This window comes from Verrucomicrobiaceae bacterium, assembly GCA_016713035.1.
In the GTDB taxonomy this organism is placed as follows: Bacteria; Verrucomicrobiota; Verrucomicrobiia; order Verrucomicrobiales; family Verrucomicrobiaceae; genus Prosthecobacter.
Genome location: JADJPW010000011.1, coordinates 35679 through 59821, shown reverse-complemented (window position 1 = coordinate 59821; position 24143 = coordinate 35679). Strand labels below are relative to the sequence as shown.

18 protein-coding genes are annotated in these 24143 nt (G+C 59.2%); 16 read left to right on the top strand and 2 right to left on the bottom strand.

Going from position 1 to position 24143, the window contains the following annotated elements:
• Positions 1-114: 114 nt before the first annotated feature.
• The 3 genes from IPK32_23595 (at position 115) to IPK32_23585 (ending at position 3454) form a co-directional block, all read left to right on the top strand.
• A complete protein-coding gene (locus IPK32_23595) occupies positions 115-1788 on the top strand; it encodes an autotransporter-associated beta strand repeat-containing protein (protein ID MBK8094869.1) in 1674 nt (557 codons plus the stop codon).
• A 121-nt stretch (positions 1789-1909) separates the two neighbouring features.
• Positions 1910-2455, top strand: coding sequence for a sigma-70 family RNA polymerase sigma factor (locus IPK32_23590; protein MBK8094868.1), 546 nt, complete (start codon positions 1910-1912; stop codon positions 2453-2455).
• Positions 2456-2458: 3 nt separating this feature from the next.
• Complete coding sequence (locus IPK32_23585) at positions 2459-3454, top strand: hypothetical protein (GenBank protein MBK8094867.1); 996 nt, start codon at positions 2459-2461, stop codon at positions 3452-3454.
• Positions 3455-3623: 169 nt separating this feature from the next.
• Here IPK32_23585 and IPK32_23580 read toward each other — a convergent pair whose 3' ends face one another.
• Positions 3624-4325 carry an AraC family transcriptional regulator gene (locus IPK32_23580; protein MBK8094866.1) on the bottom strand — a complete coding sequence of 234 codons (702 nt, stop codon included), beginning with the start codon at positions 4323-4325 and terminating at the stop codon, positions 3624-3626.
• 259 nt (positions 4326-4584) lie between these two features.
• On the opposite strand from IPK32_23580, the gene xylA reads away from it, so the two are divergent.
• The 13 genes from xylA (at position 4585) to IPK32_23515 (ending at position 21284) form a co-directional block, all read left to right on the top strand.
• Entirely contained in the window at positions 4585-5901 is a 1317-nt protein-coding gene (xylA, locus tag IPK32_23575) for a xylose isomerase (protein ID MBK8094865.1), read from the top strand.
• A 14-nt stretch (positions 5902-5915) separates the two neighbouring features.
• Positions 5916-7736: an endo-1,4-beta-xylanase gene (locus tag IPK32_23570; GenBank protein MBK8094864.1), complete on the top strand. Its 1821-nt coding sequence runs from the start codon at positions 5916-5918 to the stop codon at positions 7734-7736.
• Between the two features lie 65 nt (positions 7737-7801).
• Positions 7802-8038, top strand: coding sequence for a hypothetical protein (locus IPK32_23565; protein ID MBK8094863.1), 237 nt, complete (start codon positions 7802-7804; stop codon positions 8036-8038).
• A gap of 92 nt (positions 8039-8130) precedes the next feature.
• Positions 8131-10578 carry a DUF1592 domain-containing protein gene (locus tag IPK32_23560; protein MBK8094862.1) on the top strand — a complete coding sequence of 816 codons (2448 nt, stop codon included), beginning with the start codon at positions 8131-8133 and terminating at the stop codon, positions 10576-10578.
• Positions 10579-10628: 50 nt separating this feature from the next.
• On the top strand, positions 10629-11906 hold the full coding sequence (locus IPK32_23555; GenBank protein MBK8094861.1) for a DUF1552 domain-containing protein: 1278 nt from the start codon (positions 10629-10631) through the stop codon (positions 11904-11906).
• A gap of 32 nt (positions 11907-11938) precedes the next feature.
• Complete coding sequence (locus tag IPK32_23550; GenBank protein MBK8094860.1) at positions 11939-12445, top strand: SGNH/GDSL hydrolase family protein; 507 nt, start codon at positions 11939-11941, stop codon at positions 12443-12445.
• Positions 12446-12454: 9 nt separating this feature from the next.
• The gene (locus IPK32_23545) at positions 12455-13105 is read left to right on the top strand and encodes a hypothetical protein (protein MBK8094859.1); all 651 of its coding nucleotides are present in this window, start codon (positions 12455-12457) and stop codon (positions 13103-13105) included.
• A gap of 73 nt (positions 13106-13178) precedes the next feature.
• Positions 13179-15149: a right-handed parallel beta-helix repeat-containing protein gene (locus IPK32_23540; GenBank protein ID MBK8094858.1), complete on the top strand. Its 1971-nt coding sequence runs from the start codon at positions 13179-13181 to the stop codon at positions 15147-15149.
• 93 nt (positions 15150-15242) lie between these two features.
• Complete coding sequence (locus IPK32_23535; GenBank protein ID MBK8094857.1) at positions 15243-16463, top strand: DUF1016 family protein; 1221 nt, start codon at positions 15243-15245, stop codon at positions 16461-16463.
• A gap of 93 nt (positions 16464-16556) precedes the next feature.
• The gene (locus IPK32_23530) at positions 16557-16718 is read left to right on the top strand and encodes a hypothetical protein (GenBank protein ID MBK8094856.1); all 162 of its coding nucleotides are present in this window, start codon (positions 16557-16559) and stop codon (positions 16716-16718) included.
• Complete coding sequence (locus IPK32_23525) at positions 16715-18265, top strand: arylsulfatase (GenBank protein ID MBK8094855.1); 1551 nt, start codon at positions 16715-16717, stop codon at positions 18263-18265. Before IPK32_23530 ends, IPK32_23525 begins: the two co-directional genes overlap by 4 nt.
• Before the next feature lie 208 nt (positions 18266-18473).
• On the top strand, positions 18474-20918 hold the full coding sequence (locus IPK32_23520) for a family 16 glycosylhydrolase (protein MBK8094854.1): 2445 nt from the start codon (positions 18474-18476) through the stop codon (positions 20916-20918).
• An 87-nt stretch (positions 20919-21005) separates the two neighbouring features.
• Positions 21006-21284 carry a UPF0175 family protein gene (locus IPK32_23515; GenBank protein ID MBK8094853.1) on the top strand — a complete coding sequence of 93 codons (279 nt, stop codon included), beginning with the start codon at positions 21006-21008 and terminating at the stop codon, positions 21282-21284.
• A 230-nt stretch (positions 21285-21514) separates the two neighbouring features.
• On the opposite strand, the gene IPK32_23510 is transcribed toward IPK32_23515, so the two are convergent.
• Positions 21515-24139 carry a S8 family peptidase gene (locus IPK32_23510; protein MBK8094852.1) on the bottom strand — a complete coding sequence of 875 codons (2625 nt, stop codon included), beginning with the start codon at positions 24137-24139 and terminating at the stop codon, positions 21515-21517.
• Positions 24140-24143: the final 4 nt, after the last annotated feature.

Below are 24143 nucleotides of genomic sequence, written 5' to 3'. Positions count from 1 at the left end.
CATATCGCCAATTCCCTGGTGAGTTAGGGATAGAGCAGTCCTGCCATCCATCTTGGATGCCCAGCCCGGGACGCATCGACATGGCACCTGAATAGGCCCCTCTACTGCCCAACCATGAAAAAATATCTTTTGCAGAGCTGCCGAGCGATCACCGCTGCAGCAGTCGTCTATGTGAGCCCCAGTGCCTCCGCTGACGTCACCAAAGCTGATAACACCACCGCTCTGAATCTCGGCGGTAGCTACACGGGGGGCGTTGCACCAACCGGAACTGATCTGCTGCTCATTGATAGCACTTTGACTGCGGCGAGGACGGCGGCTCTGGGCGGCAACGTGTCGGTCTTGGGCATCGCCGCCACCTCTGCGAATGCACTGACGATCAACAACACCGCCGGTGCCACCCTCACCATCGGGGCCAGTGGTATCACCAAGTCTGGAGCCGGCGGATTGACCTTTAACCACGCGACTAGCCTGGGCGGAAATATAACGATGAGCACCGGCACCTCGGCGCTGTCGTTCAATGGAGGCCTCACACTGACTGCGAATCAGACGTGGGCGATAGCGAATAGCCGCATCAATTTTAGTGGCCCCCTAACTACCGGGGGAAATACCCTGAACATCTCTGGCACGAGCGGCAGTTCTGGCATCGTGAGTTTTTACACCACCAACACCCTTGGCACAGAAATCACCTTTGGGACGATGGATCGGATATACGTCCAAGGCGGCACGGTCACGTTCAACGGCACGAACAATACCAATTCGAGGTTCCAAATGTTTGGCGGCACAGCGAATGTCGCTTCCATGGGCAATCTGACCGGAGCCAGCAGCATTGGCAAAGATAGTGCCTATGTTCAGTCAGGTGCCACGCTCAACTACACGGGAAACACCTTCTCCAGCAACAAGGGCTTCAGTCGTGATAACAATGGCAACTCAACAATCAACGTCACCACATCTGGCCAAACCCTCAGCATGAGTGGCAATCTCACCACCGGCACGGCCACTGCTACGGGCGGTTGGGTTTTTGGAGGGGCTGGCAATTTGACACTGACGGGCGTCATCAATAACGCCAACAACACCACAGTCACAAAAAATGGCGCAGGCACACTCACCCTGGGTGGCCTCAATACCTACGCTGGCACCACCACAGTGACCGCAGGCAGTCTGCAAGTCGGCATCGCAGGAACCGGCACCACCGGCACAGGCGCTGTCACGGTGCAGACAGGCGGCACCATCTTCGGCACGGGGATCGTGAAGGGTTCCACCTTCACTGCACAGAGTGGCTCCACCGTTCAGGCTGGCGATGGCACCGCACAAGCCAACTACGGCACACTGAACTTCACGCCTGCATCGGGCAGTGGCACCTTCGACTTCCAGAGCGGTAGCAGCACCATCTTGGGCCTCAACCCAGGTGGGACGGGTGATTTGCTCTCCTTCAATGGCTTGTCGGCTGGCACCTTGAACTTCAATGGAGGCCTCGCCGTGACAGCCCCAGGTTACACACCCACCGGCGTGGAAGTCTTTAATCTCCTTGATTGGACAAACATCTCCTCCACCACCACCTTCGCCAGCCGTTTCATTGCGGGTTCGTATGGCGGCTACCTCCTCGGCAATGGTGATGACAATCTGGGCTTCGATCTCCCTGATATCTCCAGCTCCGGCTACGCCTGGGACATCAGCCAGTTCACCACCAACGGCACCATCAGCACCGTCTTCGTCGCGCCCGAGCCCAGCCGCGCTCTGCTGCTCATGCTCGGCTTCGCAGGCTTTGTGACGCGTCGCAGGCGTCAGTAGCTCCATCGAACCTCTGCGGCCAATGCATTGAGTGTGTCGATTTGCGGTCAGTGACTGAACGAGAGCTGGAATAGGCTAAAAAGATGTCCAAAAAGGCCCGACTTCGGCAGAGAGTGGCTACATGGACTTCGCACCCACCCATCCCTCCACCCCGCCGCTGACGCATCAGCAGTTCATGCGGCTGTTCTTGGAGTCAGAGCGGGAGTTGTTGCGCTATGTGATGGCACTGGTGCCGAATGTCAGTGATGCGCGGGATGTAGTGCAGGAGACGGCGGTGGCGCTGTGGCAGGCCAGGGAGAAGTATGATCCTGCTAAGCCTTTCATTCCTTGGGCTTGTCGCTTTGCGCTGAATGAGGCGCGGATGCATCTGCGGACGGAATCACGGCGCCGACGGCTCATTGATGAGGATGTGGCGGTGCTGTTGGACGAGCGGCGTGTGGAGGTGGCTTCGACGTTGGATGTGCGGCGTGAGCATTTGCGGGATTGCCTGAGCCGATTGCCGGAGGAGCAGCGCCGGCTGGTGCGTGGCTACTATTTTGATGAGGAGAGCATTGAGGCTCTCGCGGGGCGACTCGGTCGGGGTGTGGAGGCGATTTACAAATCGCTGCAACGCATCCGGCAGGCCCTGCACCAGTGCATTGAGCGAAAACTTCAACAGGAGTGTTAAACGATGAAGAACGATCACCCAGAACTCAGCGATCTCATCCAGGCCTGCCTGGACGGTCAGGCCTCGGACGAGCAAATCACGCGGCTCAATGCCGAACTGCGATCCGATGCGGCAGTGCGTGATTTGTATCTGCAACTGGCGGACACGCACTCCTGCCTCGCGGTGGATGAGAGTCTGTGGATGGATGAAATCGCCGATGTCCGCGCTTTCGAGGCACCGACGCGTCAGCCATCGACGTTCAACTGGCTCAACTGGCGGCCCATCGCGGCAGCGGCAGCGGGATTGGCTCTGGGCATGTTTTGCACGTCGGTGGTGTTTGCCTACACGCAGCCGAAAGCGCCCGTGGTGGTGAGCAAAGCATTGCCTGTGGCGGATGCGGACTTTGAATCGGGATCGCAAGTGCCTGCGCGGGGCATTCCTTCGCAGGCGGGGGCTTGGAGCGGTGACTTCTCACGCGTGGTGACAGCGGAGAATGGCATCACACCCAAGCAAGGCCAGCACATGTTGCGTATCCTGCGAGCGGACCATGAGCTATCTCCAAAAAATACACTCAGCTATGTGGGATCAGTAGCACAGGTGATCGATCTGCGTCCGCTGCGAGCGGAGTTATCGGGTGGCGAGCCATTGGTCGAAGTGTCCGCGCAGTTCAATGCCATCCCGATGCCGCAACGCGGATCGTTCGAGTTCAACGTGAAGGCCGCAGCCTTTCGTGGCGACATCGCCGCTGCGCCGAGGCTTTGGGAAGATCATGAATCCAGCGTGAGCCGATCCGCTCGCACCGTGGTCGCCGACTCCGATGCAGCGACCTGGCAATGCGTCTCCATGCCACTGGTGGTGCCAATGGATGCCGATTTCCTCGTCATCGAAGCCGCCGTGGTCTCCAAAGCCCCTCAGTCGGAGCAAAACGTGGCCGAGTTCCCCGGACACTACGTCGATCAAGTCGAAGTCCGCCTGACCGGCTCCGCCAACGCCTGGGCTGTGGCCCATAACGCGAACTGACGCAGAACAACACGCCGTTAAGCCATCTTCTGCTTCCGCATGTTGCAGCAGACCGGTGTGGAAACCGAGCCGCTCGGGAGCGGGACATCCGCCGGGAATCCATCGGCAGGATCAGTGGCACTACCATGAGTGAATCTGTGAATGGTGGTCGAACTCGCTGTGGCCGCCGCTATCCCTGATGCCTTTTTCGAAACTCCTTCGGTGTCATACCGGTGCGTTTGCGGAATTGCTGGGTGAAGGCGCTCTGGTCGCAGAAGCTATGGTTGAGTGCGATTTCGACGATGGGGGCGGAGCTTTTAGCGAGAGCTTCTGCGGCTGATTGAATGCGTGTTCGGATAAGCAGCTCGTATGGGCTGAGCCCGAGGGCGGAGCGGAGTTTACGGTGCAGGTGGCGTTCGGAAAGGCCGGCAGCTCGGGCAAGCTCACCTGTGGTGACGATCTCGTGGCAGTGCTCGCGGGCGTATTGCACGGCGGCGGTCACCTCACGCACATCGTGGTGGTGCATTCGGTCCTCGTCGCGTCGGGTGATGCCCATGACTCCGATGACTTTGCCACCCTTGTCTCGCACGGGCAGCTTGGTGCAGAGGAACCAGTTTAGGTTCCTCTGCTCGTCATACCAGACCTCAAGGCGGTTGATGAGTGCTTTTCCACTGCGGATGACTTTTTGATCGTCCTCACGGTAGGCCTTTGCGACCTCCGGCGGGAAGAACTTTTCGTCCATCGCGCCGACGAGCTCGGTCTCGCTCTTAATGCCGAATCTCTCGAAGGTGGCGCTGTTAGCAGCGATGTGGCGTCCCTGGTCATCCTTCATGAAAAAGAACACTCCGGGCATGTGCTCGAAGATGACTCGGACGCTCTGTTGATCGGCGATTTTGGCAAAGAACTCGGCTTGAAGGCGGGGCAGGCTCATGGCCGGATTTTAACAAAGAATGGCGGCCTGTCTCTAAACATTGGGAGCAGATCAGGCTAGGATCGGAGCAAGTTTATCACACTCAGACCGCTATTCTGAACCGAGTCTTTTGTCCCGGTCGGTGACCAAGCGGCGCAGATTTTCAAAACCAGCCACGAATCACCCATACGCACGCCACTTTGCCATGCAAAACATACTCACCCACGCCAAGGACTCCGCGATGAGTCACGAACACTTTCCCGACATCAAGGCCATCGTCTATGAAGGGCCAAAGACCAAGAACCGCCTCGCATTCCGTCACTACAATCCAGATGAAGTGGTGGGCAACAAGACCATGCGTGAGCACCTGCGCTTCTCGCTCGCGTATTGGCATGCTTTGAAGGGGACTTCTTCCGACCCCTTTGGTGCGGGCACACGCCAGCGTCCCTGGGATGATGGCGGCGACAGTGTCGAAAACGCAAAGCGTGTGGCCGATGCTGGCTTTGAGATGATGCAGAAGCTGGGCTTGGGCTTTTACTGCTTCCATGACCGCGATGTCGCTCCCGAGCTTGATGATCTTCAGGCCAGCAGTGATGCACTGGATGCCGTAGCAGATCATCTCAAAGGGCTTCAAGAGCAGACAGGCATCAAGCTCCTCTGGGGCACCGCCTGTCTTTTTGCCCACCCGCGTTACATGCACGGGGCGGCCACTAGCCCGAATGCGGACGTGTATGCTATCGCCGCAGCACAGGTGAAGAAGGCGATGGAGGTCACACATCGTCTCGGTGGTGAGGGCTACACGTTCTGGGGTGGTCGTGAAGGCTACGCGACGTTGCTCAACACCGACATGAAGCGTGAGGTGTCGAACCTCGCCCACTTCCTGCACATGGCCGTGGACTACAAAAAGAAGATCGGCTTCAAAGGGCAGTTCTACATTCAACCCAAGCCACGTGAGCCCTCGACGCATCAGTACGATAGCGACGCGGCTGCGTGTTTGAACTTCCTCCGTGAGTTCAACCTGCTCGAACATTTCAAGCTCAACATCGAGACCAATCATGCGACGCTCGCGCTGCATCGAGTCGAGCACGAACTCGCCGTTGCGGCCAACGCGGGGGCCTTGGGCAGCATCGACGCCAATACCGGCGACGAACTCGTCGGCTGGGATACCGACCAGTTCCCAACGAATGTTTACATGACCACGCAGATGATGCTGCAGCTTCTCCGCGCAGGCGGTTTCACCACAGGAGGGCTGAATTTTGACGCCAAGGTTCGACGCGAGAGCCACGAGGTGGTGGACATCTTCCACGCCCATGTCGGTGGCATGGACGCCTTTGCTCGCGGTCTGAAAATTGCCCACCGCATTGTGGCGGATGGCGAACTCGACGGTTTCGTAAAAGCCCGTTACGCGACCTTCAACTCTGGTATTGGTGAGACCATCACCTCTGGCAAGGCCACGTTTGAGACACTGGAGAAGCACGCCCTCACAGTTGGCCGCGTGATTCCCACGAGCGGACGCCAGGAGATGCTGGAGAATCTGATCAACGACTACATGGATTGAATGGAGCACGAATCATGAAGCCGCATTCTATTTGGCGTCCTTTGGTCCTCGCACTTTTGCTAGGTGCCGCACAGGCCCACGCGGCGGAGCTTGGTATTGATTTTCCTCTCGGCGGTCACGACTTGCTCCCATCAGGCAATCTAGCTGGGTCGAAAGTGTCCGCGCCCAAGGACGGCAGTGTTGCGACGTTCGAGATTCAGCGGGTGGGTGACGTGCCTTGGGCTGAGTTCTGGCGTGTTCATGTCAAACAACGCCCGGCGAACTCATGGAGTGTGCAGGTCGTCTCCGACGTGCGCGGTGCCATTGCAAAGGGGGACGCCTGCCTGCTTGTTTTTTATGCCCGCGCTGTGGAGGGTGCAGCCTCGGGTTTCGCCTCGGTGGAAGCACACAAGCCGCCGAAATTTCCAAAACTCGGCAGCACCCTTTTCCGGGCAGGGACTCAATGGCAACCAGTCGTCCTGCCCTTCACTGCGAGCGACGAGGGGCCGGAGGGCAAATGCGCCGTCTCCATCCATCTCGGCGGCGAGGCGCAAAAAGTGGACATCGGCGGGCTGCGCCTGCTGAACTATGGACCGGCTTTTCCCCTGCAAAAGCTGCCCCAGCCACGTTTCACTTATGCAGGTCGGGAGCCTGACGCCACGTGGCGGAAGGCGGCGCATGAACGCATCGAAAAGAACCGCAAGGCCACTTTTTCCATCACGCTGCGCGATCACGAGGGCAAGGCCATCACGGATACCCCAGTGGATGTCCGTCTGAAGCGGCACTCCTTCGGCTTTGGCACCGTGGTGACGGCAAAACAGCTTTGTGACACATCGACTGACGGAGAACGCTACCGGGCCATCGTGGACGAATGCTTCAGCCGGGTCGTTTTTGAAAACGAGATGAAGCGCGGACCGTGGCAGAGTGCCAAAGACAATACCGGCAGCCTGGGCTATCGCAGGGCCTGGCTCGATCAATCGCTCACTTGGCTAGCCGGGCGACATTTCAGCGTGCGCGGGCATTACCTGTGCTGGGGACCGTTTGAGCAGTGGTCGGAGAAGCTCAAGGACCAACCCCAGGCCATCCGTGAGGGGGTGCTGGCCCACATGCGCGACATCGTCCCCGCCATGGAGCAGCACGTCACCGAATGGGACGCCCTGAATCATCCAGCCGGATGGGAGCCTCAAAGCACCATCGATACCGTGCTCGGAGACGCCTTCTATGCGGAGGTCTTCCGCGAGGCGGAGCGGCTCACCGCACTGCCGCTGTGGATCAATGAAGATCAGGTCTTCCGTCCCGGTCGCCAGCAGGAGGAGTATTTTCAGATCATCCAGAAACTCCTCGCCAGCGGCGTGAAGCCTGCTGGTTTAGGGAATCAGGCCCATTTTCACTTCAGCTACCTTCCTTCACCGGAGGAGATGCTCGCAAACTCGGAGCGCTTTGCTCAGCTCGTGCCAGCACTGCAAATCACCGAGTTCGATGTGGACACCAGCGGCGACGAAGCGCTGGCCGCCGACTTTACGCGTGATGCGCTCACCATGGCCTTCAGCCATCCAGCCTACACCGGCTTCGTCCTGTGGGGATTCTGGGAGGGTGCTCATTGGAAGCCTGCAACGGCCCTCTGGCGGAAAGACTGGAGTGAAAAGCCAGCGGCGAAAGTCTGGCGTGACCTCATTTGCAACCAATGGCACACCGAGGAGCAGGTAAAATCGGATGAGAAGGGGGGCGTCTCCTTTCGAGGATTCTTCGGCATCTACGAAATCAGTATTCGCACACCGTCAGGCCTGCGAACCCTGACCGTGGATCTTGGAGCCGACAAGCCACGCACCACGATAATCAAACTCCCCGCCCCCTGAAGGAGCCCGAGCACCCGCTCAACTCGAAATGAGGCTGACGAGAAGGTCGATATTTTCGTGTCCTCGTGATCAACAACCACGCCCGCCGCGCAGCACTGCCCCACGACGCTCATGACTATGCCAAGCGCATCGGCGAGCGGCTGCCGCGCAGCCTTCTGGAGCTGCGGGAACGCGGTGGCTTAAGCAAATGCGGTCTGGCTCGTAAGAACGGCATCAGCCGCGAATACATTGGCAAGCTGGAGTATGGATTCACTTCTGCGGTAGAAGTGACGATGCCTCACCTCACCTTGGGGACAAAATAAATGTCCAAATGGGGCCTGTGTCGGCAGAGGTCAGACACATGGACTCCCCCCTTCCTTTTTCCCACACTCTGCCGCTGAATCATCGGCCGATCATGCAGCTGTTTTGGGTGTCGGCGTGGGAGTCGTGGCGCTATCGACTCCGCAGTTTTGTTCTCCTCCTGCTCGCCTCACCCGCGTGGACCGCTCCATCGCTGACGAAGCCTTTCCTCGATGCCAACTGCATCGACTGCCATGACAGCGAAACGCACAAAGGCGGCCTGAATCTCGACGATCTCGCCTTTGAGCCGACGAAGCACGCCAATGCGCTGACCTGGGAGCACATCCATGACCGGGTGGCCGCAGGCGAGATGCCGCCGAAGAACAAACGCCAGCCGGATGCCATGGAGAAGACGGCTTGGTTGGCGGAGCTTTCTCAAAGCCTGAAGTCAGCATCTCTCGCTGTGCAGCAAAAGGAAGGTCGCGGTCCGGTGCGGCGGATGACACGCACGGAGTATGAAACGACCGTCTGCGATTTGCTGCACATCAAGTGCGATCTAAAGGGCCTCTTCCCCGATGACGCGGTGACGGCGGGTTTTGACAAGGTGGGCGAAGGCCTCACACTCTCCGCCACCCACTTCGCCCGTTATCAGGAAGCAGCCGACAAAGCGCTCGCGGATGCGATTTATCATGCGGGCGGTCTGCGCTACTCGCAGGATGGCCTCAAGTATTTCAAAGGAAACGAGAAGACCTTCACCAACTACGGGAACTGGGTGGAGGGTAACAACTTCGTGCTCACCTCGCAGATGTTTTATCCTTACACGGTCATCATGGGACCATGGGCACCGTTGAGCGGCAGGTATCGCATCCGCATCACGGCGCAGGCTCGCAACAACGGCGGCAAGCCCATGCCCATCGCCATCGGCGTTCACAGTCATCAGTCATCCAAGCCGGATGCGCCCGACCTGCTGGACATGCGCGATCTTTCCGAGACGGAGATGCGCACCGTCACGATGGAAGCCGATCTCCAGCGCGAGGAGCAGATCAATATCTTCGGCCCCACGCTCTACGGCCGTGATTATCTATTCCCAGTCGCCCGCAAAGGCGAGCGCTGGACGAAGCAGGCGCTCGTGATCCAGAAAGTGGAGATCGAAGGTCCGCTCAAAAGCGATGGCAGCGTGGGCGGTTGGCCATCGCAGGGTTATGTCGAGTTGTTTGATAACTTGCCGCTGCGTTCGCTCTCGGAGATCACCGGCGTGCCTGCGTTCAAAGGGGCACCCAATCCATCGCGACCCTTTTCCGCCAAGCCCAAAGAGGACGCGGAAAGGCTGATCCGGCGCTTCTTGCCAAAGGCCTTTCGTCGCCCTGTGACGGAGGAAATCGCCGCGCCGTATGTCGCACGCGTGCTGAAGGCACTGGATGCGAGCGTGCCTTTTCATCAAGCCATGCTCGATGGCTACAAGGCGATCCTTTGCTCACCACACTTCCTCCTGCATGAAGAAACACCCGGGCCGCTGGATGCTCCCGCGCTCGCCAATCGCCTCGCCTATTTCCTCTGGAACGGCCCGCCCGATGAAGCACTCATCAAAGCCGATCTCTCGCAAGCCAAAGAGCGCCATGCGCAGGTCGAGCGACTGCTGCGCGATCCGCGATCCGCACGCTTCGAGAAGTCCTTCGTCGATCAATGGCTGGACCTCAAAAAGATCGACGCCACCTCGCCTGACGGCCTTTTGTATCCCGAGTTCGACGACGCGCTGCAGCACTCCGCCTTGCGCGAAACGCAGCTCTTTTTCCATGACCTCGTCACCGAGAATCGCAGCCTCTTGGAAGGCGTGCAGTCCGACTGGACTTACCTGAATGCACCGCTCGGCTGGCTCTACGGATTGCCCGAGATCATCGGCCATGAGTTGCGAAAGGTGAAATTGCCCGCTGGTAGCCAGCGCGGCGGATTCATGACCCAGTCGAGCATTCTCAAAGTCACCGCCGATGGCGCGAAGACCTCGCCCATCCTACGCGGCAACTGGATCAATGAAAAAATCCTCGGCATCATCCCGCCCGCACCACCGAGCGACGTGGCGAAGATCGAGCCCGACATCCGTGGTGCCACCACCATCCGCGCCCAGCTCGCCAAGCACCGCAACACGCCCGCGTGCATGAGCTGCCACACCGTGATCGATCCGCCGGGCTTTGCGCTGGAGACCTTCGATGTCATTGGCGGCTATCGCGAGTTTTATCGCGGCGCAGGTGGCAACGGCGGCATCATCGAGATCCTGCCCAGTAAGAAACGAGTCCATCGCGGACCTGCCGTCGAAGCTGGCTACACCATGCCGGACGGACGCGCCTTCGCGAATGTCACCGAGTATAAAACCATGCTGCTGGAGGACAAAGACGGCCTCGCCCGAGCACTCACCGAAAAACTCCTCATCTACGCCACCGGAGCACGCGTGCAGGTTGCCGATCGCGATGACGTGGCCGCCATCGTGAAGTCCCTCCGCGCCGAAAACTACGGCCTCCGCAGCCTCATCCATCACATCGTCGATAGCCGCCCGTTCCTGAACAAATAAACGAAGAACCAACAACAAGGAACCAGGAACCAAGAACTCACTTTCTGACCATGAACATCAATCTCCGCCAACCCATCGTTCGCCGTCACTTCCTCAGAGCGGGAGCTGTCAGCCTCGCCCTGCCCGCATTGGACGCCATGCTTCCACGCGGCCTCCGCGCCTCCGCGCCAGCCACACCGAAACGACTGCTGCTCATCGGTCGCAACCTCGGCCTGCACGCACCGTTCCTTTTTCCAGAGACCGCCGGTTTGAAATACGAGAGCACGCGCTACCTGAAGCATCTCGATGAGCATCGCGGCAAGTTCACGATTTTCTCCGGTGTCTCGCACATCAAATACAACAACCATCACAGCGAGGCCGGACTCTTCACCGGCGTGCCTTGGGACCGCATCAAAGAGCCCGCCAAAAAGCACGACAACGGCATCTCGCTCGATCAATACGCCGCCGAACGAATCAAAGCCGACACCCGCTATCGCAACCTCGTCATCGGCCCGCCCGTGCAGTGGAACTTCTCCTGGAACGATCGCGGCGTGCCCGTGCCCAGCGAGCGCAGCCCCAGCAAGGTCTTCAAGCAACTCTTCATCAACGGCAGCGCCGATGAAGTCGCCTCCGAAACGCACCGACTCCAAACTGGACGCAGCATCCTCGATCAAGTCGGCAGCGAGGCGAAAAGCTTCGGCAAGAAACTCGGCACTGAAGACCGCGAGCGACTGGAACTCATGTTCAGCTCCATTCGCGAAACCGAACAAAACCTCCTGCGCTCCGAAGCCTGGGTGAACCGCCCGAAACCCAGCGTCTCTTACCCCGCACCGAAAGCCGATCCGAGCGGCGAAGAAATCATCGCCCGCGAAACCCTCTGGTTCGACATCACACGCCTCGCCTTCCAGACCGACTCCACCCGCGTCATCCTCCTCACCATGGGCGATGCCGGACGCGCCAAGCTCGACGGCCTCACCCTCGCTCACCACGACGCCTCGCATCACGGCAAAGACGAAACCAAGATCGAGCAACTCGCCATGATCGAGGAGACCGAGCTGAAGCAACTCAGCCGCTTCCTCACCACCATGCAGCAGGCCAAGGAAGGTAACACCAGCCTCTTCGACAGCACCTCCATCCTCAACGTCAGCAACCTCAGCAACGCCTCCGCCCACACCTGCGAGAACCTCCCCATCATCCTCGCCGGCGGCGGCTACAAGCATCAAGGCCACGTCCTCAAAGACCTCAAAAACAACACGCCGCTCAGCAACCTCTTCGTCCGCATGTTGCAACAAACCGGCATCGAGACCGAGCAGTTCGGAGCGAGTGAGGGTGTGCTTGGGGATGTCTGATGCGCTCTTTTCTTCTCACCTCTTTCTCTCTCATGAAAATCATCTCGCCCCTTTACCTCGCCCTTCTCACGGGCATCTCGTTTCAACTCACTGCCGTGGTTCACGCGGAGGCACCTGTGACCACGGCGTCCATCAAGCAGCGAGGCCTTGTCTCCCAAGGGGATGTGAGCCGATTGGCAGCAGTAATGGCGAAGGCGCGGCGTGGGGAGGAGATTTGCGTGGCGGCGATTGGGGGATCGATCACGGCGGGTGGGTTGCAGACAAAGGAGCCGAAGAATCGCTACATCTCACGGGTGGCGGATTGGTTCACGCGGACCTTTCCGAAGGCGAAGGTGCGCTTTGTGAATGCAGGCATCGGCGGCACGAACTCGCTCTACGGTGCCATGCGGGTGCAACGCGATGTGCTGAGCAAGAAGCCAGACCTCGTCATCGTGGAGTATGCGGTGAACGACAATCACCCGGTGCCGATGTTCTGGGGCAGCTATGAGGGCGTGCTGAGGCAGATCCTCCGCGAGCCGCAGCAGCCGGCCCTGGTGTAGTTGTTCTTCATGCAGCGGAAGGGCGAAAACGCTCAGGAGACGCAGCACATGCTGGGCCGTCATTATGATCTGCCGATGGTCAGCTTTCGCGATGCCTGGTGGCCGGAGATTTACAGTGGTCGCGCGGTGTGGGAGGTGATGTATGCCGACGTGGTGCATCCGAACGACACCGGACACATTCTCGCCTCCGAGCTTTTGATCGCGCTGCTCAATGACGTAAATGCCAAGCCCGAATCGAGCGCCACCGCGAGTCGTGCGGACCTCCCCGCGCCAATGATCACGGACCTCTTTGCCAATTGTCGCTATGCCCAAGGCACCGACTTGAAGCCCACTCAAAACAGCAGATGGACCCAAAACGCGGACCACACCAGGTGGGAAAGCCCCGCTTCGACCGATGGTAGCATTGAGTTTGGCTTCGCGGGCAAGCTGCTCTTCGTGGGATACGACATCGACAAGGACTCTGAACCCTTCGCCAGCTTCTCCATCGACGGCGGCAAAGCGCAGCCTTTGAAAAACAGTCCCAACCGCTTGCCGCTGGCCGAGGACTTGCCCCCAGGCCAGCACCGCGTGCGTATCGACTTCGCAGGCAGCAAAGTGCCCGCAGGATCAGCCGCCAAGGTGAAGATCTGGGCCGTCGGTGCCGCTGGACTGGTGAAATGAAGTAGAGCCGGGAAAGACGAAAACAGCTCTTTCGTCTTCTTGAAGCCACACCTTGCCACGTTCTTCTATTTTCATGCTGAAAACCGCCTTGTCGTTGACCTCCCTGCTGTTCGTTACGCTCACCTCGCTCCATGCCTCCGATGCTCGCGATCACCTCTCGCCGCATCAACGTGCGATCTTGGAATCGAAGTCGCCATCGCCGGAGGAGTATCGCTTCGGCTTTGATCTGCCCGCCGGGCCGCAGTTCACGGAGGCGGAGAAGGAGGCGCAGCGGGAGCTGGGCAAAGGTGTGATGCCGATGGTGATGAAGGCGTTTGAGGCGGGGGCGGAGTCGGTGACGCTGGCTCCGGGGGACTATCGCTTCGGCCAGGAGCGCTGGCAGGGGGCGAAGGTGATTTTTCCACTGGGCTTCGAAAACATGCAGCGCGATGCCGCGCATCCCTTCGTGATCGATGCCACGGGCGCGACGTTTTGGTTCGATCTCGATGACAAGCAGATGCCGCCGGGGCATCGCTGCGTGGGTTTTCGCAACTGCCGCAACCTCGTGCTGCGCGGCGCGATCATCGACCGCGGCACACGCGGCTGCATCGAGGGCCGCATCACGCGCATCGACCGCGAGGGCAATCGCTTTGAAATCCAGCCCTCGCCCGGCGTGGTGGTGCCCACGAGCTACAAGGGGGCCGACGAGCAGCGCTTGTTTCCCTTCAAGAGCGACGGCCGCTTCTGCGTGCCGCTCTACGACATGCAGGCCGGTGTGCGGAAGCTGCGCTACAAAGACATCACGCCTTCCGAGGGCGGGCGTTACTGGGTGAACATGCTCGAACCGCAGCTCATGGAGCGCCTTCACGATGCGAACTGGGAGCGTGCGTATGGCGACCTCGGGGTGGTGCGCGTGGGCGATGGCCTCTCCTGCCTCTACACCGGCACGGGAGCCATCGTGCTCGATGATTCGGCGAACATCACCCTGCACGGCGTCAGCGTATATGTGGCCAAAGGCGGCCCCAGCGAGAGCGGCGGCGATGGCGCACATCTGTGGAAGGACTGCTACTTCGGCCCGCGACCCGGCAGCAGCCAGTGGAAAGGCGCGGACGGCTTCCTCTGCCGCTCCACGCGATATGGCTGCGTGATGGACAACGTCACCATCCGCCACACCGCCGATGATTTGCAGAACTTCCACGGCATCTGGGGCAAGGTGAAATCCGTGTCCGGCAAACAGGTCACGCTGGAGACAAATGGCGCGCTGCTTCCCACGCTCCGCAACGCCCGTGCTGGCGACCGCTTGCGCTTTATCCATCGCAAAAACGGTGCGCTGCTCGGCGAGGCGAAGCTCATCTCGCACCAGGATTACCAACTCACCCTCGATCAAGACGCCACGCCCTTTGCCGAAGCGCAGGCCGAGTGGCTCGACCACGAATGCGGAGGCTGGGTAGTGCAAAACTGCCGCTGGGAGGACAACTTCCAGCGCCTGCTCATCATGTCCGGCCCCGGACTCGTGCGCGGCTGCACCTTCACCCGCATGGGCAGCAACATCAGCCTCAACACCGGCATGGGCCTCGTCGGCGGCATCCCCAGCGACATCACGATCACCGACAACACCTTCATCGACGTCAGCTCACGCCCTCACAATGCCGCCATCGAGGCGCACGCCCACAATGCACAAGGCGGCTTCGGCACCCCGCCGATCGAGCGCCTCATCATCACCGGCAACACGATCACCCGCAGCGGCGGCCCCGCCATGAACCTCATCGGCATCCAGGATTCCCGCATCGAAACCAACGTCATCAACTCCCCCGTCCGCGCCACCCTCCGCGCCACCCTCCTCGCCCGCCCCAACGACGAACCCGACCGCCAAGCCATCCTCCTTCGCCACAGCACCCGCGTGACCGTGAAAGGCAACACCCTCACCGATCCCGAAAACCACACGCAACCCGATGCGACGAGCAAAAGCCGCGTTGTTGGTCTTGATGCAACGAAAGAGATCACACTCGATGGGCAGAAGCTCCGCGATACGCCTGCTCGCGCGAAACCGCGCGGCAAGAAGTGATGGCAGTTGGGCAGACTCGCGGAGATGAGGAATGCGGCGGCGTAGAATCCCATTGGCGGGAAGCGTGGCACTGCTCACAGTGTCGGCATCGTCATGAAGCCCGCGCCCATCCCGCAAGACTACACCACGTTCCTCGCTCAGTTAAAGCAGCGAGTTGTCGCCGCTCGTGTCCACGCCGCCCGAGCGGTCAATTATGACTTAGTGCTGCTCTACTGGGACATCGGGCAAGGCATCGTCGAGAAGCAGAAGAACGCCGCTTGGGGTGATGCCGTGGTGGAGCGCTTGGCGAAGGATTTGCAGCGAGCGTTCCCGGAGATGAGCGGGTTTTCGGCTCGAAACATCTGGGACATGAAGCGGCTCTATCTTGCTTATTCAGACCCCAACTTTTGGCGTCAAGGTGTCGCCAAAACGCGGACGGCAGGCTTGGAGCTAATTCTGCGACAGGCTGTCGCAGAATTGGAACCCATCGGCTCCGAGACGAGTCTGCGACAGCCTGTCGCAGAATTGACAGAGACTCGGACGAATACGGGCATCAATCCTCTGGAACAAGCTGTTCCAGAAAAACTCTCACAAGCTGTGAGAGAATTGGTTGCCAGGATTCCATGGGGGCAACACCTCGTCATCCTCAACAAAATCACCGACCCCGCCGCCCGCCTCTACTACCTCCGCGCCACCGCGAAGCTCGGCTGGAGTCGCAGCGTGCTGCTGAACCAAATCAAGGCCGGAGCCTTCGAGCGCGCCGTCAAAGAGAAGAAGACGCACAACTTTGAACTCGCTCTGCCCGATCACTTTGCCGAGCAGGCTGATGAAATGCTCAAGAGCCGCTACAACCTGGAGTTCCTCTGCATTGGCCGTGCCATGAAGGAACGAGAGCTGGAGAACAGGCTCATCGAGCGGCTTCAAAGCTTCATCCTCGAACTCGGCTACGGCTTCTGCTTCGTTGGCCGGCAATACAGGCTCGCGCTTGGGCGGAAGGAATACTTCGTGGACCTGCTTTTCTACCATCGCTTCCTCAAGGCCCTCGTCGCCTTCGATCTGAAACTCGGCCCCTTCGAGCCCGAGCACGCGGGCAAGATGGACTTCTACCTCAATCTCCTCAACGAAACCGAACGCGCTCCTGACGACCGCCCGTCCATCGGCATCATCCTCTGCGCTGAGAAGGACGACATCGAAGTGGAGTTTGCCCTCAAGACCAAGCAGAACCCCATCGGCGTCGCCGAATATGAACTGCAAGCCAAGCTGCCCGCCGAGTTCAAAGGACGTCTCCCTACCGCAAAACAACTGGCCGAAGTGTTGCGTGAGGCGTTGCCGTGAATCACCGAAGCGCCTGCGACGCTTCATGATCGGTCGCCCTAGAATGCAGATGGCGAATGCCGGCCCCCTGCACACAGTGACGACCTCAAACTCATGCGGCAGGCACTCCGACTCTTCAATGCTCTTCTTTTCACCTCGATGACAGCGCTGCACGCCGCCGATGAGAAGCCTGTCGTCAGGCATCCCGATTACCAGATGGTGCTCGATGGTCAACAGCTCCAAGATGTGCCAAAGACAAACTCAAAAGCGAAATGAAACACATCCCCTCACTCATCACGGCTCTGCTTCTCGCGCCGCTGGCCGTTCTGCATGGCGCTTCAGGAACACCGCAGGCAGGAGTGCCTGCGTCACGGCCCAACGTCCTCATCATCCTCGTCGATGACATGGGCTGGGGCGATCCGCATTGCTTCAATCCGCAGTCGAAGATCGCGACGCCGCACATCGACAAGCTCGCGGCGGCGGGGATGAAGTTCACGAATGCTCATGCGGGGGCGTCCATTTGTGTGCCGAGCCGGTATAGCCTGCTCACGGGACGGATGCCGTATCGCACCTGGAACTCCAGGGACGCCAAAAAAACGACCCGCAACGGCCACGAACTGCTGCATTTCCCGTTGCCCATGCTCCAGTCGGAGCCGCAGCGCTTGAACCTCGCCACGCTAATGAAGCGGCAGGGCTACGCCACAGCCTGCGTCGGCAAGTGGCATCAGGGCATGTCAACAACTGCTCAGGCGGATGGGACGCTGAAGATGTCGCCCGTGGACTTTGGCTTCGATGACTACTTCGGCTTCGATGCACCGGAACAGGCACCGTATGCGTTCATCGAGAACAAGCGCTTCGTCGTCGAACCGACCGAAACCATCGAAGACCATCCCGGCGAAGGCGTGACCAATCCCGAGACGCAAGGCGCACACTGGCGCAAAGGCCTCGCGGCACCGGGATGGAAGTTCGAAGGCTATCTTTCCACCCTTGCAGCCAAGGCAGATGCCTGGCTCGAGAAACGAACCAAGAACCAAGAACAGGGAACCAAGAACAACATCCCCTTCTTCCTCTACTACGCCATCCCCGCGCCTCATGCGCCGTGGGCCACCGCGAGCGAGTTCAAAGGCAAGAGCAGCGCGGGCCAATACGGCGACTATGTGATGAATGTGGACGCCATGATCGGCCAAGTGCTGACCACTTTAGACAAGCTGAAACTGCGGGACAACACACTCATCGTCTTTTCCAGCGACAACGGCCCCGTCTGGTATCCGCAGGACATCGAAAAGTTCGATCACCGCGCCGCTGGTCCGTGGAATGGCATGAAAGGCGCACTCACCGAAGCCGGACATCGCATGCCCTTCATCGCGAGCTGGCCGGGTCAGATCCAAGCAGGCAGCTCGTGCGACGAGTTGATCTGCTTCAGCGATATGATGGCCACCATCGCGGCGCTGCTCGATGAAAAACTCCCGAACGACGCAGGCGAGGACAGCTTCGACATCTCACCCCTTCTGCGCGGCGAGAAACCCGCGCAACCCATTCGCAACGGCATGGTCCACGTGAACTACGGCTCCTACACGCTCGCCATCCGCGACGGCGACTGGAAACTCATTCTGCCCTCCTGGATCTATACCGTGAAGGACGGCACGATAACGCCTGACACCATCGTCGAGACCAAAGGCAAAGGTCTCATCGACAAGTTCCAACTCTACAACCTCCGCACCGATCCGGGCGAGACCATCAACGTCTTCACCCAAGAGCCCAACAAAGCCAAGGAACTCTTCACCGCGCTGAAGGCAGACATTGCACGAGGACGGAGTCGTTGATTCCAAACCCACGCTCAGACGGGCGAACTTCAACGCAGGCAAGACTCGGGTGGCTCTTCGCGGACAAGTTGCTTGGCATGATGAGTAATGGTGAAAGTCAGCGTGGATCAAATCCGCGTTCCTCGTCAGCCCGCCATAGTTTTGAATGTGGCTTCGGCTTTAGCCGAAATTGATGCTAGAAGCTGCGGCTTAAGCCGCAGCCACTTTTATGACACGCCTCTTCGCTCTCTTCCTCGCACTCACCTTGTCCGTCGCTCATGGGCAGGAACTCGATCTCAGCCGGTTCAAGCTCACTTTCAGCGATGAGTTCGAGGGCGACAAACTCGACACCACGAAATGGCAGGCACCCAAGATGCCGCGACAGGGAAGTTGTCGGTGGGTGGAGTCGCTGGCGACGGTGAGCGATGGGGCGTTGCATCTTGGCATCCGATTGAGCGACGATCCGGTGCTGCGCTATGACTGCGCGGCGGTGCGGACGCGGAAGGACTATGATCCAAAGCAGACGATGTTTGCGCAGCGTTACGGCTACTTCGAGGCGCGGGCGAAGTTGCCGAAGAACATGAAGTCGGACTACTGGGCCGCGTTTTGGATGATGTGCGGCAACGTGAACAGCTCCGATACGCGTGAAGGCATCGAGACGGACATCATGGAGAGTTTTCAGCAAGCGGGTGAGCCTCACTACGGCATGGCCTTTCACTGGAACGGCTATGGCAAAGAACACAACTCCACCGGGGTCAAACTCGCGCCGACACCAGAGTTGAGCGATGGCGGATTTCATCGCTTCGGTTTGTATTGGGATGAGCACTTCTATGTGGCATTCTTCGACGGAAGAGAGGTCGGCAGGACGGATCTCATGCGGCTCGGGCAGAAGGGCGATGGCAAGACGCCGTCGAAAGGGCCATGTCAAAAGCCGGGCTATCTGAAGCTGAGCTGCGAGGCGGCTGTCTGGGCCGGCGCGACGAATCAATGGGAGAAGGACCCGACGAAGGAAGATGAGTTCGTGGTCGATTATGTGCGTGTTTATGAGGGCACGTTGCCTGCGCCGGTGGCGGAGACCATTCCCGTTCACATCCAAGTCGATGCTGCAAAGCCCATCGGCCCGCTGAAGCAGATTTGGCGATTCTTTGGCGCGGATGAGCCGAACTACGCCTACATGCCGCATGGTCGCGAGTTGCTCGGCGAGCTGGGGGAGTTGAAGAAGGACGAGGTCTTCTTTCGCACGCATAGCTTGCTCACCACGGGCAAGGGCGAGCATGGACTGAAGTGGGGCTCGACGAATGCTTACACGGAAGATGCGGCGGGGAAGGCGATCTATGATTGGAGCATCGTGGATCGCATCTTTGACACGTATCGCGAGCAAGGCCTGCGGCCGTATGTGCAGATCGGCTTCATGCCGCAGGCGCTTTCGGTGAAGCCGGAGCCGTATCGGCATCACTTCCCAGATGCGAAGTATGAAGAGCTGTTTGGCGGCTGGGCGTATCCGCCGAAGGACTTCGCCAAGTGGGAGGAGCTGGTCTTTCAATGGGCAAAGCACTGCGTCGAGCGCTACGGCAGCGATGAGGTGCTGCGCTGGTATTGGCAGACGTGGAATGAGCCGAACATCGACTACTGGCGCGGCACGCGGGAGGAGTTCTTCAAGCTGCACGACCACGCCATCCATGCCGTGCGTCGCGCCATTCCCGGAGCGAAGGTCGGCGGGCCGGATCTCGCCGGTGGGAAGGGTGGCGACTTCCTGGAGGCCTTTCTCAATCACTGCCTCAAAGGCACGAATCGAGCCACAGGCGAAAAGGGCACGCCGCTCGATTTCATCTCCTTCCATGCCAAAGGCAGCCCCAAGCAGGCCGATGGACATGTGCGCATGGGCATCGCCAATCAGCTCCGCGAGATCGATGAAGCGTTCGCTGTGATCGCCAGCCATCCCGAGGTCAAAGACAAGCCCATCATCATCGGCGAGTCCGATCCCGATGGCTGCGCCGCGTGCAAGGGCGCGGACCGCGACTATCGCAACGGCACGATGTATTCCAGCTACACCGCCGCCATCTTCCCACGCAAGCTCGACCTCGCCGCGAAGCATGGCGTGAATCTCGAAGGAGCACTCACCTGGTCCTTTGAGTTCGAGGCGCAGCCCTACTTCGCCGGCTTCCGTTCACTCGCCACCAATGGCATCGACAAACCCGTGCTCAATGTCTTCCGCATGTTCGCCCGCATGACTGGCGACCGACTCCCCGTGCAAAGCGATGCCGCCACCTCGCTCGACGACCTCATCACCACCGGCGTCCGCAGCAAACCCGACGTCTCCGCCTTCGCCGCCCGCCATGGCAAACGCATCACCCTCCTCGCCTGGCACTACCACGACGATGACCTCCCAGGCCCCGACGCGAGCATCACGATTCAACTCACGAATACGCCCGACGGCAAACCCAAGCAAATCCGCACGCTCATTGATGAAGGCCACTCAAACTCCTTCATCGCCTGGCAAGCCCTTGGCTCACCCCAAAAACCCACCGCCGATCAAATCCGCCTGCTGGAAGACGCCAGCCGACTCACTCCTGCCTCCGATCAAACCGAGCTCAAGTCCGCGAACGGAAATACCGAGATCCGCTTCACGCTCGCGCGGCAAGGAGTGACGTTGGTTGAGCTGGAATGGCCTTGAAAAGTAGCTTCGGCTTTAGCCGAATCATCACGGAAGGGTGCCAATCTCCACCTTGCCACTGCCTTTCTGGTTCCATAAACTCGGCCCATGAAGACTCTGAGCATCTCATACCCCGAATCGCTTCTCGGCTCCCTGCACCTTTCCGAAGGCGAGTTCGAGCGCGAGGCACGCATGGCCATGGTCGTGAAGCTCTTCGACACGGGAAGGCTCAGTTCCGGCCAGGCGGCCGAGATCGCGGATATGCCACGAGTGCATTTTCTCCTTGAACTCGGTCGCTGGGGCGTCTCCGCCTTGCAGACGAGCGAGGACGAGTTGGAGAGTGATCTGAACGTCGCCCGCACGCTGCATGACCGTCATCAACACTAGCCCGGCCATTCATCTCCACGCCGTCTTGCCTGGAGGACTGGGTTCGTTGGCAAAATTGATCGGTGAGGTCATTGTCCCCTGGGAAGTCAGCCAAGAACTCGCCGCTGGTCATGCCAAAGATGCCACTTGGCAGGAAATCCTATCCTCCTGCAAACATCCTTCATCGACGACCTCAACACCTGCCGCGTCGCACTTAACCGCCTTCAGCTGCATAACCCACCTCGATAATTCTATCTGTCTATCATCACATCAATCGGCGTCTGGACTGGTATCGCTAGAGCAGTCGCAACGGTATTGTAGATCGGAAGATCGGCCTCAGTTTCGATACTCATGGCCAGCGCATAGCGGACTCGACGGTCGTGACAATTGTGACGTTCATGACCTGGAGGGAACGAACGGGTTGCCCACCAGCCTTTGATTGGAATCACGGCGACACGATCCATCGTAGCCAGTTCGGCGGCAGTGCCAGTCCACACATCCTGATGCAGCGAGCCTCCAATGCGCCTGGCCTTGGGGCCAAGTGCCCACTGATGATTGCTGGCATTTGCATCCACCGTGATCTCATCATCACTTTCACCTTCGTCGTCCTGCTGGATCGCTGCGTTGAGTTTCGCCCGAAAAACATCTTCGGCTTCATAGGTGTGCTTTACCTCGAACCGCAGACCACATGACGCATATCGATAACGATTTTGAGTCGGGTGTGCGCCGGGGACGGCTCTTGACCCCGGATTCGGTTCAATGAAGTAGGACAGCGTGATTCGAAGCGTGGCTGGTGTCTCGCCAGCCCTTAGCAGCAAGTCGCGAGGCCACCAAGGCAGTTCATGGATATGCCAATCGCGAGTGCCTATTCTTTTCTGCACTTTACCCTCGGAGTTACGGGTCTCGATCCGCTGAAACGGTTGGAGCGTATTCTGCGAAAGGATCGTGGCCCGATTGTTGGCGCTTTTCATCGCACGTGCCAGATCAGGCTCTCCCCATCCATAGACTCGGAGCAGTTCTCTGACTCTCTCCTTTGGCACACGGGCATGAGGGTCAAGACCAGCCAACATCCGCCTGTTCCAACGAGCAGAATGAACGATCAACGCCCGCACCGACTCAGGCCAAAGTTCAGGATACTGCTGCATCAACATCGCTCCCAACCTTGCAGCCAGCGCTGTTGCAGCACTTGTGTCGTGCATGGTGCGGAATGGATGGAGACGCCAGCTCTCGGAGGTGCTCAATGGCCTTAACGATTCCAGCGCAATAATCTCATTGTCTGCGGTGCGTGCCAGGTTGCCGCCTTCCATGACGATGTCCGGCTTGAATGGCCACTTCGGCTCCCAGATGCGGGAGGTGCGACTCGTTGGGCAGAGGGTGCCGGATTGGGCAATCGGTTGAGCATTGGTTGCTTCTTCATCACTCTCAACAATGCGGTCGTAATGCGTGATGGCTCCAACAGAGATGGCGTTCCATGCTTGTGCAGGTTCTTGGACAGGCTCATTCAGGAGCGTGTCGGGATACACATACTGATCTGGCGCTTGGATGGGCACATCTGAGTTGCCTGCGGAGATCAGCATCAGGCGCTTAACTGGCACCTCGTCGGAGTCTCCCTCTGCTGATCCAGCGCACAGTTCATCAACGGCAGATGACCACGAGGTTGGGCCGCCAGTTTCATGAGCTGGTGGAGCGGTCACCGCCATGCAATAGGCACGGGCACGCTGGCTTTGTGTCTCTGGATAATACACTGCTTGAGCTGTGACGGCTCCGTAAAGCTCAGGCTCGTGTGAGCCAGTATTCTTCAACAGCTTCACTGACTCAAGATTGTGCTTCTGTTGATGAGTCGCCGACGATTCGAGCAGAGGAACCAGTGGGCCATAGGCAGCGAGTCCAGCCATACGAGTGCCATGCGCCCGCTGTGGATCGGGATGGTCGGCAGTGCCCGAAGGTGGATCGACTGTGAAGCAGTCCTCATCACGAAGCAACGGCTCCAGCAATGGGTGCTTGTTGTTCACTCCAGTGTCGAGGAGGCATACGGCTGGCGCGTGGGTGTCTGGCCACTCGATACGATCCACCAGATCATCCTGAAACTCACGCTGCTCACGGCTACTCATCTCCCGCAAAGGCAATGAACAAGGGCGAGGCAGCCGAACTTCCGCGAGTGTGTTCAGCAGGCTCAAGGAGCCCTCAAGTTGCTGCCGTGTGGCGTAAACCAATCGCACCACGTGCTCGGGTAAGCGCAAGCGGGTGAAACGTGTGTCTGCGGGCAGCGAGATATGTGCATCGGCGCAAGCTGCGACAAACTGATCCTCCCAATCGCCTAATCTACGTCGAATCCACAGCTCCCACCAATGGGGAGAGTCGTCCTCTGGCAAAGGCAGGTCTTCCGTCCAAAGCGCTTTCAAAGCGCCGAGGCGAATGGCGGCGACGTTAGCAAGATGAGCGTTCTCGGGATGCCCCTTGGCAGTCTTCTCAGTCCCATAGTCCCTGAGCATGTTCTCCACTATCCCCAGTTTTCCATAGGGCACAAAGACGGAGGCACAGGTCGAGATGGCTCCGGTTTTTGGATCAGTGATCTCACGCAGATTAAGCAGCTCAATCTTTGAGCGTTCGTTGCCAAAACTCTCCGCTTTCAGTGCAAACCCTGGTTCGGCGACGAACTCAATAATTAAGCCGCAATCAGAGAGATCGTCTTTTGCGTAGAACGCTGGCGCGTTTACTTGCAGGTCGCGAAACTCATCCAGGAGCTTCTTGCCGTAACTCGCTGCGTCTCGCTCTTTAAGTTTTAACTTCTTGGAGCCACGCACTCGCGGATGCACATAGCGCTCTGGTTTTCCCGAGTCCTGGATCTGAAGATGTGGCAGGTTTGGCTCGGACATGGAA